General features: G+C 63.7%; 14 protein-coding genes and 1 pseudogene. 4 read left to right on the forward strand and 11 right to left on the reverse strand.

Annotation, left to right across the window (positions count from 1 at the left end; all coding sequences use genetic code 11):
• Positions 1 to 135 precede the first annotated feature (135 nt).
• On the reverse strand, positions 136 to 768 hold the full coding sequence (locus tag AAIL68_RS16040) for a tyrosine-type recombinase/integrase (RefSeq protein ID WP_347140734.1): 633 nt from the start codon (positions 766 to 768) through the stop codon (positions 136 to 138).
• A gap of 252 nt (positions 769 to 1,020) precedes the next feature.
• Between AAIL68_RS16040 and AAIL68_RS16045 the strand changes: the two genes are divergently transcribed.
• Positions 1,021 to 1,320: a nucleotidyltransferase family protein gene (locus tag AAIL68_RS16045; RefSeq protein ID WP_347140735.1), complete on the forward strand. Its 300-nt coding sequence runs from the start codon at positions 1,021 to 1,023 to the stop codon at positions 1,318 to 1,320.
• Positions 1,321 to 1,355: 35 nt separating this feature from the next.
• A complete protein-coding gene (locus AAIL68_RS16050; protein WP_347140736.1) occupies positions 1,356 to 1,658 on the forward strand; it encodes a DUF86 domain-containing protein in 303 nt (100 codons plus the stop codon).
• Between the two features lie 433 nt (positions 1,659 to 2,091).
• Here the strand turns inward: AAIL68_RS16050 and AAIL68_RS16055 are convergent, their stop codons facing one another.
• On the reverse strand, positions 2,092 to 3,306 hold the full coding sequence (locus AAIL68_RS16055) for a pentapeptide repeat-containing protein (protein ID WP_347140737.1): 1,215 nt from the start codon (positions 3,304 to 3,306) through the stop codon (positions 2,092 to 2,094).
• 569 nt (positions 3,307 to 3,875) lie between these two features.
• Here AAIL68_RS16055 and AAIL68_RS16060 point away from each other — a divergent pair.
• Positions 3,876 to 4,632 (forward strand): annotated as a pseudogene (locus tag AAIL68_RS16060) (IS5 family transposase).
• Positions 4,633 to 4,645: 13 nt separating this feature from the next.
• On the opposite strand, the gene AAIL68_RS16065 reads toward AAIL68_RS16060, so the two are convergent.
• From AAIL68_RS16065 to AAIL68_RS16105, 9 genes are all read right to left on the reverse strand, one after another.
• Entirely contained in the window at positions 4,646 to 6,652 is a 2,007-nt protein-coding gene (locus AAIL68_RS16065) for a putative 2-aminoethylphosphonate ABC transporter permease subunit (RefSeq protein ID WP_347140739.1), read from the reverse strand.
• Between the two features lie 3 nt (positions 6,653 to 6,655).
• Positions 6,656 to 7,780, reverse strand: a complete 1,125-nt coding sequence (locus AAIL68_RS16070) for a putative 2-aminoethylphosphonate ABC transporter ATP-binding protein (protein WP_347140740.1) — start codon at positions 7,778 to 7,780, stop codon at positions 6,656 to 6,658.
• Between the two features lie 59 nt (positions 7,781 to 7,839).
• The gene (locus tag AAIL68_RS16075; protein WP_347140750.1) at positions 7,840 to 8,502 is read right to left on the reverse strand and encodes an extracellular solute-binding protein; all 663 of its coding nucleotides are present in this window, start codon (positions 8,500 to 8,502) and stop codon (positions 7,840 to 7,842) included.
• Entirely contained in the window at positions 8,406 to 8,858 is a 453-nt protein-coding gene (locus AAIL68_RS16080; RefSeq protein WP_347140741.1) for an extracellular solute-binding protein, read from the reverse strand. The genes AAIL68_RS16075 and AAIL68_RS16080 overlap by 97 nt, the downstream gene beginning before the upstream one ends.
• A 201-nt stretch (positions 8,859 to 9,059) precedes the next feature.
• Positions 9,060 to 9,896 carry a hypothetical protein gene (locus AAIL68_RS16085; protein WP_347140743.1) on the reverse strand — a complete coding sequence of 279 codons (837 nt, stop codon included), beginning with the start codon at positions 9,894 to 9,896 and terminating at the stop codon, positions 9,060 to 9,062.
• Positions 9,897 to 9,997: 101 nt separating this feature from the next.
• Positions 9,998 to 11,452, reverse strand: coding sequence for a phosphonoacetaldehyde dehydrogenase (gene phnY / locus AAIL68_RS16090; protein WP_347140744.1), 1,455 nt, complete (start codon positions 11,450 to 11,452; stop codon positions 9,998 to 10,000).
• A 14-nt stretch (positions 11,453 to 11,466) separates the two neighbouring features.
• Entirely contained in the window at positions 11,467 to 12,717 is a 1,251-nt protein-coding gene (gene phnA / locus AAIL68_RS16095) for a phosphonoacetate hydrolase (protein ID WP_347140745.1), read from the reverse strand.
• A gap of 31 nt (positions 12,718 to 12,748) precedes the next feature.
• On the reverse strand, positions 12,749 to 13,933 hold the full coding sequence (locus AAIL68_RS16100) for a 2-aminoethylphosphonate--pyruvate transaminase (RefSeq protein ID WP_347140746.1): 1,185 nt from the start codon (positions 13,931 to 13,933) through the stop codon (positions 12,749 to 12,751).
• A 74-nt stretch (positions 13,934 to 14,007) separates the two neighbouring features.
• Positions 14,008 to 15,642, reverse strand: a complete 1,635-nt coding sequence (locus AAIL68_RS16105; protein WP_347140748.1) for a Na/Pi cotransporter family protein — start codon at positions 15,640 to 15,642, stop codon at positions 14,008 to 14,010.
• 140 nt (positions 15,643 to 15,782) lie between these two features.
• On the opposite strand from AAIL68_RS16105, the gene AAIL68_RS16110 reads away from it, so the two are divergent.
• Positions 15,783 to 16,649 (forward strand): LysR substrate-binding domain-containing protein, encoded by an 867-nt coding sequence (locus AAIL68_RS16110; protein ID WP_347140749.1) that lies wholly within the window; start codon positions 15,783 to 15,785, stop codon positions 16,647 to 16,649.
• Positions 16,650 to 16,712: the final 63 nt, after the last annotated feature.

Raw genomic sequence — 16,712 nt, forward strand, 5'->3', positions numbered from 1 at the left:
CTAAATTTGCTCGCTCGCAAATGGCGGCGGTCAACGTACACCACCTGCCCCGCGCTGCGCCTTACCTGAACGGCCGCTTCGAAAAACTGCGAGCCGAGGCTCGGCCGGCAGTAAATCTGTCGGCCGGCTTCCGGACTACAGATCTATCCCCTCTGACAGCGTCAGCGCATCGTCGAGGTCAACGCCGAGGTATCGGACAGTGCTGTCCATCTTGGTATGTCCCAGCAGCAGCTGAACTGCCCGCAGGTTGCCCGTCTTCTTGTAGATCTGCGCGACCTTTGTCCGGCGCATCGAATGCGTGCCATAGGCGCTCGGCTCAAGACCTATCGACGAGATCCATCCGCACAGGATGCGCGCATACTGGCGCGTCGACAGATGCACACTATGGTGGAGACGGCTGGGCCAGAGATACTCCAGCCCAAGCATTTCCGGATCGGCGATCCAGCGTTCGAGCGATTGGCGTGTGGTTTCGGTGATCTCGAAGCGGACCGGCTTGCCCGTCTTGCTCTGGGTGACGGAGGCGCGCTCCTTGACCCGTCCGGCAGCAAAAACGTCCCGGACCTTCAGGCAGACCAAGTCGCAGCCTCGAAGCTTGCTGTCGACAGCCATGTTGAACAACGCCAGGTCGCGTCGGTTGTCCGCCATCTCCAGGCGAACCCGGATCGACCAGACATGTTTCGGCAGCAACGGGCGCTTCTGGCCGATGATGCGCCCCTTGTTCCAGGCAGGACGTTCAGGCCGGAGCGCAGGAAGAAGATCAATGGACATGGTGTGACCTCCTGTCCTCCCGCCCCACCCTGACTTCGGATGATCCGACGAGTTCAATGGTATCACAGATGTTCGCACCCCTTTGTGCAGCCTCACCGCGATGCGGCATGGCGATCGTGGCAACCTGAAATAAGTCGTTCATGCTCCTCGCAGCGAACAAAGAGCCCGACGGCCTGATGCCCCTCTGAGGGCGTGATCATCGATTGGCTGTTGCCCCCAGGTCGCCTATATTGGTCACAGGAGAACCTTGCGATGCCGAGCCAGACACCATCCCAAGCCCTGCAACACGGGCGCAACCTGATCCGTGAACTTGCGGTCCGGCATCGCACGACCAATCCACGGGTGTTCGGTTCCGTTCTGACAGGCAGGGACCGAGCAGACAGCGACCTGGATGTGCTCGTCGAACCTCTGCCGGAAACCACGCTCTTCGACCTTGGGGGCTTGCAAGATGCGCTGGAAGAGGCACTTGGCGTTCGGGTCGATGTGAAGACCCCGATGGACCTGCCTCCGCACATCCGTGCGGAAGTCCTGCGGCGGGCCCTCCCGGTTTGACACGAGACAATCGGCTTCAAGACTACATTCTGCAGATGGTGACAGCAGCGTCCGATGCCCTCACCTTTACGGAAGGCATGGCCGAAGAGGATTTCTTGGCTGATCTACGGACGCAGCGCGCCGTGGTGATGAGCCTGATGATCGTTGGAGAGGCCGCGAGCCGGATCGTATCGGATCACCCGGACTTTGCGGATGCAAAGGCTGCGATCCCATGGCGAGGTATCCGCGGGATGCGTAATCGCATCGCCCACGGGTATTTCGACATTGACCTGCATGTCGTCTGGACCACGGTGCAGACTGAACTGCCCGCGCTCATCAAGCATCTATCTCAGCCATAGTCGGGCCACAGCAGCCATGGGGCGGCAGCCACGAAAATCACCAACGGCCAAACCCAGCAGCATCGGGCGGTGAGCCGACGGATGCAGGTGCGGCGGCGCGCTATCGGCGGACCGCGGTAGCAGCCGCTCATTAGCTGAACCACACGGGGTGCGATACCCAAGTTGCGGCTAGACGCAAAGAGCCCATCTCCGACGTTCATGCCTGTCGCAGCGAATGCAATTGCAGCAATGACAACTGGCTGATCGCTGTCGGTCAGGCCCGGCCAGCTTAGCTGCTAGTGTTCGCCACCTGACGGATGATTCCCTGTGATGGTGAGGTGTGTCTAGGTCGAGAGATGAGACGTGCTGAAACCCCTCAGGGTTTGGCCGCCCAGATCGCAAGTTGACCCGCGCGCTATTCTCCACGATCTTAATGGTAAGCCCGGCTTTATATTCAGATGATCTCGAAACTTAAAAGCGTGTATATGATCATCAGAGCGCTGATCGCAGCAAGTGCAATGCCGCCGAGCACCCAAGCCAAGAGCGGCAATGCCTGCATTAAGCGCCTATCACTTCCCAGTCGCTGCCCCCGTCCTCGCTCCCAGAGCGTGACAACCGCCAATCGGAAAGTTGCTGCCAGCAAAAACAACGAACCCAAACTCAAAAATAGCAGGAACCAAGCGCCTTGATGATGAGTCGGCAAGAACCGAAACCAAAATCCGATAATAGTGACTGGGACAATAACCCATGCGAGCACAACTGCTGCAGCATATTGTATTAGCTCTACAAGCCCCAGAGAACGTGCATGCCTCAAGAACCAGCTATGTTGCGCAACTACGAGTCGCATCGGCCAAGGATCGACCTTCTCGTCGACAAACTCACCGTCCGGAAAGACTGCCGGAAGATTCGACAGATCCTGCCACATGCTTTGAAGATAATAGTGCAGATAGATATATCCCGCCAGCAGGACAGCGGGTGCAACAAAATAAAACCACCGCAGAGAGATTTCTGTATTTACGATCGGTAGCGGGGTCTTGGTAGAATTTTGGATTAGGTCCGCATCATTTGTGGCAGCAATCGTCAACCAACAGTACAGGCACGCCCCCAGCAGCGCTATAAGAGTACTCTTTGCGCTTTGCGCAGCCTTATCAGCCCGGCCGAGACGTTCAAATCTTCTAACTTGCTCCGGAAGCCGTGCGTTCGCCAACTTTGCACCCGATAAATTAGCAGGCATCAGGCCCTTAGTATGAGACAGGTCTGCCTCGCCAAGATCGGCGTCCCTGAAGTTTGCGGCGGAAACATCGGCTTTTCCAAACCGGCTGTTGGCTAACATGGCGCCTTCGAAGTCTGCCTGATAGAAGTGGCCGCCGTCGAATTCGACGCCCCACAGATCAGCCCACCTAAAGTCTGCGTTTCTGTAGGGGCGCTCTTTATGAGTACCGTCCGGCGCCACTATTTTTGAGCTGAAATGTTTAAGGCAATGAGGACTGTTCAATTTCCAACCGACGAAGTCTGCCTTTTTCTTACTTGACTCTTCATCAAAGTGGTTCTCTGGAATATCTTGAAGATACTCCTTCCTTCTTTTCTCGTACGCTGTCTCCCAATGGAGACGAGCGTCTCGCGCCCGCGACTCCTTCCTTGGTACCTTTGAGTCTTTCTCGGTGCTCATGCGGAATAATGGATTGCGAAAGGACGCTGGTGTCTCAGACTATCATATTCATATCACTTGGCCTAGTCTGACGGTTTCTACTGGCTTCCGGGGATTTCATCGATGGCTTTGGGGCGCGGCGCTCCGTGCTGAAAATATCGTCAGCAGATTTGACCAGACAAAGGGCCTTGGTCTGGTGTTGTGAAGCAGCAAGTAGTCGTAGATTGCCGCTTCCAGATTATCGACGCTGGTGTAGCTCCCTCGTCGGATGCGGCGGGACAACTTGCGGTCTGGGCGATCAAACCCGATGGAGTTTAGCGCGTCTCATCCCTCCACCCAGATCTGCATCTATTAAGGCCGCGCCGCAGCATCGCAGTTCGGCTTTCCACGGGTGTTTACATCATCAAATCTGGCCAGAGCCTGATGTTGGCTTGCGCAAGCCTACGTGCTTGCCAGGCGGCGCCGTGATCAGGCAGCTCCTCACGTCTCGGGTCAGTTTGGGTTTTGGGAATAGGTATAGAACTCATACAGATCGCTGTAATTCTGTGGTAATATTCCCTCCGATTGGGTTTGGCAGGGGGGAGCGTGTTATGGCGCATCTGTTCTGGCTTTCGGACAAAGCTTGGGCGGCCATCGAGCCGCATCTGCCGCGGGGATTGCCGGGGAAGCCCAGGGTGGACGACCGTCGGGTGATCTCGGGCATTCTGCATGTGCTCAAGACCGGCTGCCGCTGGCGGGATGTGCCGGCTGCCTATGGGCCACCCACCACCATTTATAACCGTTTCACCCGCTGGTCATATCGGGGGATCTGGCAGCGCATGTTCGAGCGCCTTGCAGCTGCAGGGCAAGTGCCGGAGGAACTCTGTCTCGACAGCACCCACGTGAAAGCTCACCGCTCGGCTCAGAATACAAAAGGGGGGCCTGGCCGCAAGCGGTCGGGATCTCGCGTGGCGGGGCGACCAGCAAAGTCCATGCACTGGCCGATGCGTCACAGGCCGACCGGTCGCCTTTGCCCTGACACCCGGAAACATCCCGGACATTCACATGGCTATTCCGCTTCTGGAGGGACTTTCCCGTCCCAAAAGGCTGATTGCCGATAAGGCCTACGATGCCATGAGCCTGCGTCGCTGGCTCAAGCGCCGGCGCATCAGAGCGGTGATCCCCTCCCTGGCTACGCGCACCTTTCCCTTCCCGCTCGATCGAAAAGCATACAAGCGGCGCAACGTCATCGAGCGGATGTGGGGAAGACTCAAGAACTGGCGCCGTATCGCCACCCGATACGACCGACTTGCCCGTAACTACCTGGCCAGTCTGGCGCTAGTTTCCATCGTAATTGCTTGGACCTGAATGAGTTCTCTACCTAGCGGACCCTCCACTCCTGCGTGCGGGCCAAAAGCCGACGCGACAGCAGCCCGTGGACCAGCCGGGCGGCGATGTTGGTGTAGAAGATCATCATCCCCATCGCCGCCGCCGGGGCGATGTCGCCCGCGTCATCCATATTCAGGACGGCGATCGAGGCCAGGGCAGTATGCGTGGAATAGATGAACACCACCGCCGACACCGTAGTCATCGCGTTCACGAACAGATAGATCATGATGTCCAGGATCGCGGGCAGGCAGATCGGCACCGTCACCCGGGCAAAGACCCGGTGGAAGGGCTGGCGCATCGAGGCCGCGACGGGCTCGAATTCCGCGTCGATCTGCTTCAGCGCGGTCAGCGCCGTCAGATGGCCCACGGTATAGAAATGCGTGACCGTGGACAGCACCAGGATCGCCATGGTGCCATAGATGGCGTTCAGCGGGTTGGCCGGGTTGTTGAAGAAGAAGATATAGGCCAGGCCCAGCACCATCCCCGGCACCGCCATGGGCAGCATTGCCAGGAACTGGAACAGCCCCCGGCCCAGCCGGAACCCGTCGATCTTCTCGACCATGTAGGCGCCGGTGAAGACGATGGCCGTGCCGATCACCGCCGTCAGCCCGGCCAGCTGGATCGAGTTCCAGTAGGCCCGCCAGCCGCCCCCGTCCATGCGGTCGAAGGCATAGTTAGCAAGGCTGGGCGTCATGTCATAGGGCCACAGCTTGACCAGCGCGGCCAATTGGCAGGTGCCGATGATGGCCAGGATGAACAGCGCGATCAGCCCGCACCAGCCAAGGCACAGCAGGTCGAAGCCGCGCCGGGGCTTTGGCTGGTAGGGCACTGATTTCGCCGACAGCAGCGAGACCTGCTTTTTCTGCACATGCCGGTCCACCAGGAAGGCCAGCACCGCCGGAACCAGCAGCACCACCGACACCACTGCCCCCATCTGGAAGTTCTGCTGGCCGATCACCTGCTTGTAGATGTCGATGGCCAGCACGCTGTATTGCCCGCCGATGACCTTGGGCAGGCCGAAATCGGTGATGACCAGCGTGAAGGTCACGAAGGCGGCCGAGATCAGGCCATAGCGCGCTCCGGGGATCGTCACCGTCCAGAAGGTCCGCCAGACTGATGCGCGCAGCGATTCGGCGGCCTCGTACTGGCGCTGGTCAGACAGCGCCAGCGCGGTCGAGATGATGATGAGGGCATGGGGAAAGGTGAAGAACACCGATCCGATGATGATCCCCAGCGGGCCATAGATCGAATGGCCCATCAGCAGCCCCTTGAGCAGGCCCTGGTTGCCGAACAGATAGACAAGCCCGATCCCCGGCAGCAAGGATGGCACCAGGATCGGCATCATGGCGATCATCTTCATCGTGCCCTTGAAGCGCATCCGGCTGCGGGTCAGGGCATAGGCAAAGCCGAAGGCCATGCCCACCGTCAGGACCGTGCTGATCGTGGCGATGAACAGCGAATTCGTGACCGACCGGAACAGCGCCGGGTTCGAGAAATAGGCGACGTAGTTCTGCATCCCCACCGATGCGGCGGGCAGCAGGCTGATGCGGCGGAAGCTGTTGCTGTCATATTGCACCCAGTCCTGCGACGACACGCGTTCCAGCCCAACCAGCCAGCTTGCGCCGGGTTGGGTCGCGCGGATGCGGTACTGGACGGGGCTGCGGAAGCTGAAGTCCGGGAACAGGTCAGGGGCCGACAGCCGCCCTTCCGAGGTGGTGTGCAGGGCGTCGGGGGCCAGGCGGCCCGTCTGGTCGTTCAAGGCCTGGGCGCTGACCTGCGGGCCGAAGCGGGTGCCCGATTCGTCGCTGACCTGGAATTCGTACCGCGTCAAGTCGAAGCTGTAGGTCAGGAAGGACTTGGACAGCATCGTGTAGAGCGGCAGCGCCAGCGCGACGATAAGGTAAAGGGCGATCACCCCCATCAGCGCGCGCTTGATCGCGCCGTCGCGGTCAAGCTGCAGGGTGACGGCGCGGCCGGCGGGCAGGACGTGGCTGGTCATCGCCTATTCCTCGCGCGCAAAGACAAGGACGCGTTCCGACGGCAGCTCGACCGTCATGTCGCAGCCCACGGCCAGCCCCAGCCTGCGCACCGCGTTGATCGAGAAATTGGCCAGCATCGGGATGTCCCCCAAGTCCGGGCTTTGCAGATGGGCGCGCCAGAAGGAGCCCAGGAATTCCATCGCGGTGATCCGGACTGGCAGGTGGTTGGGCAGGGCCACGGTTTCATGGCCCGCGGCATGGGGCAGCACGTCCTCGGGGCGGATGGCCACGGTGACGGCCTGGCCGTCCTTCAGCCCGGGCATGGCGGTCTGCAGGGTGATACGGCCCAGCGTGATCGCCCCCGACTGGTATCGGGTCGGCACGCGGTTCGTCTCGCCGATGAAATCGGCCACGAACAGCGATGCGGGATGGCGGTATATCTCGGTGGGCGTGCCGACCTGTTCCACGACGCCGTGGTTCATCACCACGATCCGGTCGGCCATAGCCAAGGCTTCCTCCTGGTCATGGGTCACCATGATGGTGGTGACGCCCAGCTTGCGCTGCAACTCCTTGATCTCGTGGCGCAGGTGGACGCGGACCTTGGCGTCCAGCGCCGACAGCGGTTCGTCCAGCAGCAGAAGGCCCGGATTGATGGCGAGGGCGCGCGCCAGGGCGATGCGCTGCTGCTGGCCGCCCGACAGTAGCGCGGGATACTTGTCGGCCTGGGCGGGCAGGCCCACCAGCTCCAGCAGCTCGCGGACGCGGACGGCGATCTCGGCCTTGGGGCGGCCGGTGTTTTCCAGGCCGAAGGCGATGTTGCGCGCCACCGTCAGGTTCGGGAACAGCGCATAGGACTGGAACACGATCCCATAGTCGCGCCGCGACGCGGGCAGCCGGGATATGTCCTGCCCGTTCTGGCGGATGGTGCCGCGCGTCTGCGGGTCAAGCCCCGCGATGGTGCGCAGCAGCGTGGTCTTGCCGCAGCCGGACGGGCCCAGGAAGCAGATGAACTCTCCCCTCCCGATGTCCAGCGAAACATCCCGGAGCGCCAGGAAGTCGCCATAGGACTTCCACAGGTTCTGGATGCTCAGATAGCTTTCCGGCAGGGCCGGGGCGGTGATGTCGCAAAGCTGGGTCATGGCATTCATGTCGCTTTTCCCTCCGGCCAGAGGGATACCGGCCGGGATGCGGCCAGTATCCCACAGGTTCACGATTTCGGTTCGGACTTGGACTCGTAGCGCTTCGACCATTCGGCAAGCAGCGCCGCGCGGTTGTTGGCGGCCCATTCCAGGTCGTTGTCGATCAGCGCGGCCTCGGACCCTTCAGGATAGTTGGGGACCGGCTGGGCCACGCCCGGGACCGCAAGGATGGCATAGCCTTCGTTGTATTCCTTCATCGCGGCGGGGCTGATCGACCAGTCGATCAGGGTCTGCGCGGCTTCCAGGTTGGGGGTGCCCGCGACGATGCCCGATGCCTCGATGTCCCAGCCGATGCCTTCGGACGGGGTGATCACCTCGATGGGCGCGCCCGACGTCTTGGTCTGCGCGCCGCGGAAGGCGAAGGACAGTCCCACCACGGTTTCGCCCGCCGCCGCCATCTTGCAGGGCTTCGATCCCGAATGGGTATAGGTCGCGATATTGGCGTGCAGCCCGTCCATGTAGTCCCAGCCTGCCTCCTCGCCGAACATCTGCAGCCAGGCCGAGACGTTCAGGAAGCCGGTCCCCGACGAGGCCGGATTGGGCATCACCACATGGCCCGCATATTCGGGCTTCGTCAGGTCCTTCCAGCTTGTGGGGGGGTCAGGCCCAGCTTCTCGCCTTCCACGGTGTTGTAGCAGATGGCCGATTCCCAGACATCCATGCCCACCCAGGACGGCGGCTCGGCGCTGTCGCGAAAGCGCGCGTCCAGCGTCTCGACCCCGGCGGGGGCATAAGGTTCCAGCATGTCCTCGGCCTTCAGCAGCAGCAGTGAGGATGCGGGGATCCCCCAGATCACGTCGGCCTGGGGGTTGTTCTTCTCGGCCAGCAGCTTGGCGGTGATGACGCCAAAGGAATCGCGCACCCAGTTGATGGTGATGTCGGGATGATCCTTGTTGAAGGCCTGGGCATAGCGGTCCAGCAGGTCCGCCTCCAGTCCGGTGTAGACGGTCAGCTCGGTCTGGGCCTCTGCCGTCCCGGCCGCCAGGGCCAGAAGGGCGAATACCAGGAGGGGGGTCTTGGTGGTCATCAGCGTTTTCCCTGTTGTCGGATGCCCCAGGGGCATCTTTTCCGGAACGGCGCCCGCAGCGCCAGCCCATGGTGCAGGATGCCGGTTTCTGTCGTGGCGCATGTCCGGCCTTTCCCTGGGATCAAGTCTGCGAGACACGGAGTGGATAAGTAAAATCTATTCTTTTGATATAACCATCACTCGTGTCGATAGTGTGACAGGTCACGCCAAGGCCAGCGTCACCACCCCTGTCGCCACCACCGCCGAGGCGACCAGCCGGGCCGCCACAGGGCGTTCGCCAAAGACAAGGATGCCGATCAGGGCGGCAAAGATCACGCTGGATTCGCGCACCGCCGACACCGCGCCCAGCGGCGCCACCGCGTTGAGGTAAAGAACGATTCCATAAGCCGCGACGGCGAACAGCCCGGCCGTGGCGCCCAGCATCGCCACGCGCGGGGCGATAGCGCCGCCGCTGCGGTGGCGCCGCAGCGCGATGACCAGCGGCACGGGAAATTCCAGCAGGAACAGCCAGCCGATATAGCCGAAGACGCTGTCCGACCGGCGGATGCCGATGCCGTCGGCCACGGAATAGGCGGCGATCAGCGCACCCAGGCAGACGGCAAAGGCCACGCCGCCGCGCGGGGCCTGCGGCGCGCCGCGGCGAAAGGCCAGGATCGCCACCCCCAGCGACACAAGGGCGATTCCCGTCCAGCCTGCGGGCGGCAGCCCTTCGCCGATCAGCACCACCGCTGACACGGCTACAAGCGCGGGCGCGATCCCGCGCGAGATGGGATAGACCTGGCTCAGGTCGCCCAGGGCATAGGACCGGAACAGCAGGATGTAATAGCCGAAATGCAGCGCGACCGACGCCGCGATCATCGGCCAGCTTGCCGGTGCGGGGGGCGGGACCGCCAGCACCAGCGCAAGGCCGGTCAGCACATGGACCGCCGACACCGCCGCCAGCACGCCCGCCCGGTCGTCCACGGCCTTGACCAGGGCGTTCCAGCCCGCGTGCATCATCGCGGCCAGCAGGACCAGCGACACCGAAAGCAGGCTCATCCATCACCCATGCGCGTCATGCCGAAAGCCGGGCGCGAACCCGGCGGAACCGGACGCGGGCGGGGTCACGGCCCGCCCGCGTCCCGCGAAGGACGCGCGCCCTAACCCCAAGGCAGCGAGAAGGTCTTGACGTTGGTGAAGCTTTTCATCGCCTCGATCACGCCTTCCTTGTAGCCGTTGCCGCTGTCCTTGATGCCGCCAAAGGGCGACATCTCGATGCGGTATCCCGGCACCTCCCAGATGTTCACGGTGCCTACCACCAGGCCCGCGATGAAGGCCTGCATCCGCCGGAAATCGTTGGTGCAGACGCCCGAGGACAGGCCGAACGGCGTCGAGTTGGAAATCCGCATCACCTCGGCGTCGGTGTCAGGGACGCGGACGATGGGGACGATGGGACCAAAGGTTTCCTCCATCACCAGCTCGCTTTCATGGGGGACGTGATCGACGACGATGGGCGGCAGCAGCGCGCCTTGGCGGCCGGGGTGATATAGGATCCTCGCCCCCTGCGCCTCGGCGTCGTGGACCCGGGCCTCGAAGGTTTCGGCGGCGCGTTCGTGGACCACGCAGCCCAGCTCGGTCGCCGGATCCATCGGATCGCCGAAGCGCAGGGCCTTCGCGCGTTCCAGCACCAGCGGCACGAATCGGTCGGCCACGCTTTCCTGGACCAGGATGCGCTTGACCGCCGTGCAGCGCTGGCCCGAGTTCTTGGTGGCCCCCGCCACGGCCAGGTCGGCCGCCTTGGCCAGGTCGGCATCCGACAGGTCGTTCAGCACGATCAGCGGGTCGTTGCCACCCAGTTCCAGCACCTGCCGCTTGTATGCCGCCTTGGCCGCGATCATCTTGCCCACCGGCACGCCGCCGGTAAAGGTGATCAGGTCGAAATCAGGGTTGGTGATCATCTCGTCCCCGATGTCCTGGGGCCAGCCCGTGACGACCGACAGCATCTCGGGCGGCAGGCCCGCCTCGTAGATGGCATCGGCCAGCCACAGCGCGGTCAGGGGGGTCAGTTCGGTGGGCTTGACCACGATGCAGTTGTTCGTGGCGATCGCCGGGGCGATCTTGTGGCTGACCATGTTCAGCGGGTGGTTGAAGGGCGTGATGGCGGAGATCGCCCGCAGGGGTTCGCGCAGGGTGAAGATCTTGCGCTGTTTTCCATGCGGGGTCAGGTCGCAGGAAAAGATCTCGCCGTCGTCATGGATGCACATCTGCCCGGCCAGCGTATAGACATCATAGGCCCGGCCGCATTCATACATCGCATCCGCCAGCGAAATCCCCAGTTCGGCGGTGATGATGGGGGCCAGTTCCGCCTTGCGGTCGTTGATGATGCGGGCGACGTTCAGCAGGATCTTCTGGCGTTCGTAACGCGTCAGCGTCGGGCGATAGGCGGCGGCGATGGCAAAGGCCTCTCGCGCGTGTTCGGCGGTGCCTGCGGGCACGGTGCCGATCACCTCGCCCGTCCAGGGGTAATGGACGGGCACGCGGTCGGGGGTATCGACCTTGCGCCCGGCGATGCGCATCGCCTCATGGCGCAGCATGATGGGGGACTTGTCCAGCATGGTTACATTCCCTTTCAGAGTGCCGCCGCCGTGCAGGCGAAGAAGAAGGCGTCGAAGTTCCGCAGCCCGGGGGCCGAGGGCAGGTCGATTACCCGGTTGACGATGAAGGGCACCTCCTGTTCCGTCAGCCCGCCATGGCTGCGCAGGGGTTCCTTGAGCGCGGCAAGGTCGTGGCGGTGCTGGCTGGTGCCCAGGGTGATGTTCTCGCCCGAGATCATCACCAGATCGCCGATCCGGTCGGCGGGCAGTTCGAACCGCCGCACGGCCTCGGCCTTGTCCACCACCAGCGTCATGCCGGGGATCGCCGCCAGTTCCGCGATCACCGCCGCGCGGTCGGCCCCTTCGGGCAGATAGGCGGTTGCAAAGGATCCAAGCGCGCCGTGATGGACGACATAGGGATCGGTGATGGGCAGGATCACCCGCGCCGCGTCCTTGCCCAGCATGTCGTCCAGCTTGTCCTGGACATAGATCACGGCGGGCGATCCGTCGGCCAGGTGCTTGGGCTTCATGCCGTGGTCGGCGGTCACGACGATGGCCGCGCCAAGCGCGTCAAGCTGCGCCAGATAGCCGTCGAACATCCTGTAGAAGCTCTGCGCCTCGGCATCCTCTGGGGCGTATTTGTGCTGAACGTAATCGGTCGTGGTCAGGTACATCACGTCCGGCTTCCATTCGGTCAGCAGCTTGACGCCCGCCGCAAAGACGAATTCCGACAGGTCGGCGGAATAGACCTCGGGGACGGGGCGGCCCAGCCAGGCGCTGGCGTTGTCGATGCCGTTTTCCGCCGGCGTGGTCTGGTCGGACCGTTCGGACGAAAAGCAGATCGCCCGGTTCTCGTCAAAGCGCAGCCCGGCCCCCAGCAGGGCGCGCAGCTTGTCCTTGGCGGTGACGACCGCGACACGGGCGCCCGCGTCATGGAAGCTGGCGAAGACGGTCGGCGCGCGCAGGAAGCGCACGTCGTTCATCATCACTTCCTTGCCGGTTTCGGGTTCGTACAGGTAGTTGCCGCAGATGCCGTGGACGGCGGGCGGGCGGCCGGTGGCGATGGACAGGTTGTTGGGGTTGGTGAAGGACGGGATCACCGAATGGGCCATCCGGCTGGTGCCGGTATCGCGCATTCGTTTCAGCGTGGGCATCAGGCCCTTGGCGATGGCCACGTCCAGATAGGCGGGCTCGCAGCCGTCCAGGCAGATGGCGATGGCGGGAACCTTGGGCCAGGGATAGACGCGGTCGTTGGCCAGGACCGGATTGCGGGAATGGGCGTTCATGGATGTTGCTTTCCGTATGCGAAACAGGGGATCAGGCGGCCAGCTTGGCACGTTCGGCGATGGCGGCTGCGGGGGGTGCGGCGCTGCCCACGCCCATCGCGGCCAGGCTTTCGGCGGCGGCGGCGACAACGCGGCGCATGATGTGTTCGTCCATGCGCCCGATGCAGCCCACGCGGAAGCTGTCCACCACCGTCAGCTTGCCCGGATAGATGATGAAGCCCTTGGCCTTCATCAGGTCGTAGAAGCGGTCGAAGTCGAAGTTCGGATGGGCCGGGTTGAAGAAGGTCACGATGATCGGCGACAGCCAGCGGTCGGCCAGAAGCGTCTCGAAGCCTAGGTCGCGCATCCCGGCCACCATCACGTCGCGGTTGCGGGCATAGCGGGCGCCGCGTCCGGCCACGCCCCCTTCGGCGGCATGGATGCGCAGGGCTTCCAGGAAGGCCGCGACCACATGGGTGGGGGGCGTGAAGCGCCACTGGCCGGTCTTGACCAGCCCCTGCCATTGCGCATGGACATCCAGGCTCAGCGAATGGGCATTGCCCTTGGCGGCCTCCAGCGCGGACTTGCGGGCGATCACGAAGCCGAAGCCCGGCACGCCCTCGATGCACTTGTTGGCTGATGACACCATCGCGTCATAGCGGATCTTGTTCACGTCCAGGTCGATCGCGCCAAAGGCCGACATGGAATCGATCAGCAGGCTGCGGCCGCGCGATGCGACCGCCTCGGCGATCTCGGCCACCGGGTTCAGGATGCCGGACGATGTTTCGCAGTGGATCGCCACCACATGAGTGATCGCCGGATCGGCGTCCAGCGCGCGTCCCACCTCATCCCCACGCGGCGGCAGATAGTCGCCCTTGTCGATCAGCGTGAAGGCCCGGCCCATCACCCGCAGCGTTTCGGCCGCGCGCAACCCATAGGCGCCGTTGGCCAGCACCAGCACCTTGCCGTCCTTGGGCACCATGGTCCCCAGCATCGCCTCGACCGAGAAGGAACCCGAACCTTGCATGGGCACGCAGACGAATTCGCCTGCGGTGTCGCCCGCCATGGCGACAAGCTGGTCACACAGCGATTTCGTCATGGCGCGGAAATCGGCGTCCCACGACCCCCAGTCCTTCAGCATCGCTTCCTTGACGCTGAAGGCCGTGGTCAGGGGTCCGGGGGTCAGCAGGAACGGTTCCCCCATCCGGGGGTCGGGAAAGGCGGGGATGGCAGTCATGGTGGCAATCCTCATTTGCGGTGTCACAGGCAGGATTCCATGGCCCCATCTATATGTAAAATCGTTATTTCAGATCAGATCATCAGCTTGTTCGATGGATGATCCTCGGCCAGCCGGGATTCCAGCAAATCGCCATTCTCGGTCAGGATCGGATAGGCGACCTTGACCAGAAGCGAGTTGATCTCTTTCAGCGACCTGACCACCTCCAGGTGAAGATCGCTGGTCTCGATGCTTTCGGCCTGGCCGCCGCGCAGGCGCGCAAGGTGGCGGTCGTGGCTTTCGCGTTCCATGCGGCGCAGGACGGATTTCTCGGACACAAGCTGCCGGGCCGTGGAAAGGTCGCTGCTGACCATCACATGCAGCGCAAGCTGGAAGTTTGCGACCACGCGGGCATGGAGCCGGGCCAGCTCCTTCCAGCCTTCCTCGGAAAAGCGCAACTGCCGCTGCGCCTTCTCGTCCGCCTGGGCCAGCAGGTTCCTGGCGATCAGGTCGCCGATCGCCTCGAAGTCGATGGCCATGGCGGTCAACTCCAGCCCCCGCTTCGCCTCCTCCTCGGTCAGGCTGCCGCGGTTCATCCGGGCGATGAACAGCTTGATGTCGGTGTGACGCTGGTTCACCTCGTCGTCCATGGCGCGCAGTTGCGCGATCCGCTTGCCGTCGCCGCTTTCCAGAACGTCCGCGACCGGGCGCAGCATGGCCTCGACGGCCTCGGCCATGCGCAGCAACTCCCGCTGCACGCTGGCCAGGGCCAGGGTCGGGCGGGACAGGGACGCATGGTCCAGCGAGCTGCGATAGCCGGGGCCCGCCCCGTCACTGTCGGGGGTGGGCAGCAGCCGCGCGGTCAGCCGGTCCATCGCGCCCGCAAGAGGCAGCGCCAGGATCAGCAGCGCGGCGTTGAACAGGACATGGAAATTGACCAGTTGCACCCCGCCGTTGTCGCCCAGGTATTGCAGCGGCTGCGGGGCGACCTGCAGCAGGATCAGCGCGGCGACCGCGCCCACCCCGCGAAAGATCAGGTTGCCGATCGGGATGCGCCGTTCGGGCAGCCCCGCCCCGCGCGTCAGCCAGGCGGCGATCAGCGCGCCGCCCAGATTGGCCCCCAGCACCATCGGCGCGGCGGCCTGGGCGGGCAGAAGCCCGCTGGCGGCGAAGCTGGCAAACAGCAGCAGCGCCGCGACCGAGGAATGCAGCCCCCAGGCCAGCAGCGCGGCCAGGACAAAGGCCGTCAGCGGGTCGCCGCGCAGATAGGACACGATCTGCGGCAGCACGGCGCTTTCGCGCAGCGGCTCGGTCGCCTGGGCCACCATGCCCAGGGACAGCAGGATGAAGGCGATGCCCAGCAGGATGCGGCCGACCTGCCGGATCTGCCGGTTTTCGAATTTCAGGAACATGGAGGCGCCCGCCAGCAGCAGCACCGGGATCAGCTCGGACAGATCGAAGGACAGCAGCTTGACCACCAGGGCCGAGCCCAGATCCGCGCCCAGCATGGCGGCGATCCCCGCCGTGACCCCCAGGATCCCCGAGGCGGCAAAGCCCACCGCCAGCACCCCCACCGCCGTCGAGCTTTGCAGGACGACCGCCAGGGCCATCCCGGCCAGGGCGATGCCCGCCGATCCGCGCCGCGCCCGCCGCAAGATCCGGCGCAGCGCCAGGCCCCAGGCACGTTCCACGCCAGTTCGCACCATCCTGACCGCCCACAGCAGAAGCATCACAGCGGCGGCAAGGTGAATCAGGATCAGGAAAGGGTGCATCGGCATGGTCTCCGGGTATAGCCCTTCACGCAAGCAGGCTGGCGTGTATAAATCAAATCGTTACTTTCAATGATACCATAGAATCGGCTGGGGTGTTCATGCGCTATGTGCAATTGCGGGCGTTCCACTATGTTGCGACCTGCGGCGGCTTTTCCCGCGCAGCCGAGGAATTGCTGCTGACCCAGCCGGCGATTTCAGACCAGGTCCGCAAGCTCGAGGAAGAATATGACGTCCTTTTGTTCAACCGGATGCGCAAGCAGGTGACCCTGACCAGCGCGGGCGAGGCGCTGCTGCAGATCACCCGCCGGATGTTCGACTGCGAACAGCAGGCCCTGGATCTGCTGTCGGAAAGCCGCGCGCTGCAATCGGGGCATCTGCGCGTGGTGGCCGACAGCGCGCATCACCTGCTGCACATCCTGGCCCGGTTCCGCAAGCGCCATCCCGGCGTGCGCATCTCGGTCCGGGCGGGTAATACCCAGACGGTCGTCAGCAGCCTTTACAACTACGAGGCCGACCTGGGCATCCTGGGGGAAATGCCCACGCTGAAGAACTTCGACTGCCAGCTTCTCAGCTCCTCTCCCATCATCGCCTTTGTCGCGCGCAACCATGCCCTGGCCGGGATCGGGCAGATGCGGCTGGACCAGCTTCCCGGCCATCCGCTGGTGCTGCGCGAACGCGGCTCCAAGACCCGCACCAAGCTGGAGGTCGCCGCCCGCGCCGTGGGGGTCGAGCTGCAACCCGCCGTCGAGGCCGAGGGCCGCGAGGCCGTGCGCGAGATCGTCGCCTCGGGCGTGGGGATCGGCTTCGTGTCCCTGGCCGAATTCGGAGAGGACACCCGCCTGATCCCCATCACCCTCCTGCCCGAGGAAGACCTGATCATGGACGAGGCGCTGATCTGCCTGCAGGAACGGCGCCATTCGAAACTGGTCGAAGCGTTTTTCGAAATGGCGCGGCAAGCAGTGTGAGCGGGGGGCGCGTTCACTCGGGCACGGCGCGCCTAGCTGCGGCCACCTCAGGCCTGCGCATCC

This window comes from Paracoccus sp. SSK6 (assembly GCF_039770665.1).
Taxonomy (GTDB): domain Bacteria; phylum Pseudomonadota; class Alphaproteobacteria; order Rhodobacterales; family Rhodobacteraceae; genus Paracoccus.

What these genes read in the sequence shown, in the direction of transcription:
- AAIL68_RS16040 (WP_347140734.1), bottom strand. Translation starts at nt 768, where the DNA reads ATGTCCATTGATCTTCTTCCTGCGCTCCGGCCTGAACGTCCTGCCTGG.
- AAIL68_RS16045 (WP_347140735.1), top strand. Translation starts at nt 1,021, where the DNA reads ATGCCGAGCCAGACACCATCCCAAGCCCTGCAACACGGGCGCAACCTG.
- AAIL68_RS16050 (WP_347140736.1), top strand. Translation starts at nt 1,356, where the DNA reads ATGGTGACAGCAGCGTCCGATGCCCTCACCTTTACGGAAGGCATGGCC.
- AAIL68_RS16055 (WP_347140737.1), bottom strand. Translation starts at nt 3,306, where the DNA reads ATGAGCACCGAGAAAGACTCAAAGGTACCAAGGAAGGAGTCGCGGGCG.
- AAIL68_RS16065 (WP_347140739.1), bottom strand. Translation starts at nt 6,652, where the DNA reads ATGACCAGCCACGTCCTGCCCGCCGGCCGCGCCGTCACCCTGCAGCTT.
- AAIL68_RS16070 (WP_347140740.1), bottom strand. Translation starts at nt 7,780, where the DNA reads ATGAATGCCATGACCCAGCTTTGCGACATCACCGCCCCGGCCCTGCCG.
- AAIL68_RS16080 (WP_347140741.1), bottom strand. Translation starts at nt 8,858, where the DNA reads ATGACCACCAAGACCCCCCTCCTGGTATTCGCCCTTCTGGCCCTGGCG.
- AAIL68_RS16085 (WP_347140743.1), bottom strand. Translation starts at nt 9,896, where the DNA reads ATGAGCCTGCTTTCGGTGTCGCTGGTCCTGCTGGCCGCGATGATGCAC.
- phnY (WP_347140744.1), bottom strand. Translation starts at nt 11,452, where the DNA reads ATGCTGGACAAGTCCCCCATCATGCTGCGCCATGAGGCGATGCGCATC.
- phnA (WP_347140745.1), bottom strand. Translation starts at nt 12,717, where the DNA reads ATGAACGCCCATTCCCGCAATCCGGTCCTGGCCAACGACCGCGTCTAT.
- AAIL68_RS16100 (WP_347140746.1), bottom strand. Translation starts at nt 13,933, where the DNA reads ATGACTGCCATCCCCGCCTTTCCCGACCCCCGGATGGGGGAACCGTTC.
- AAIL68_RS16105 (WP_347140748.1), bottom strand. Translation starts at nt 15,642, where the DNA reads ATGCTTCTGCTGTGGGCGGTCAGGATGGTGCGAACTGGCGTGGAACGT.
- AAIL68_RS16110 (WP_347140749.1), top strand. Translation starts at nt 15,783, where the DNA reads ATGCGCTATGTGCAATTGCGGGCGTTCCACTATGTTGCGACCTGCGGC.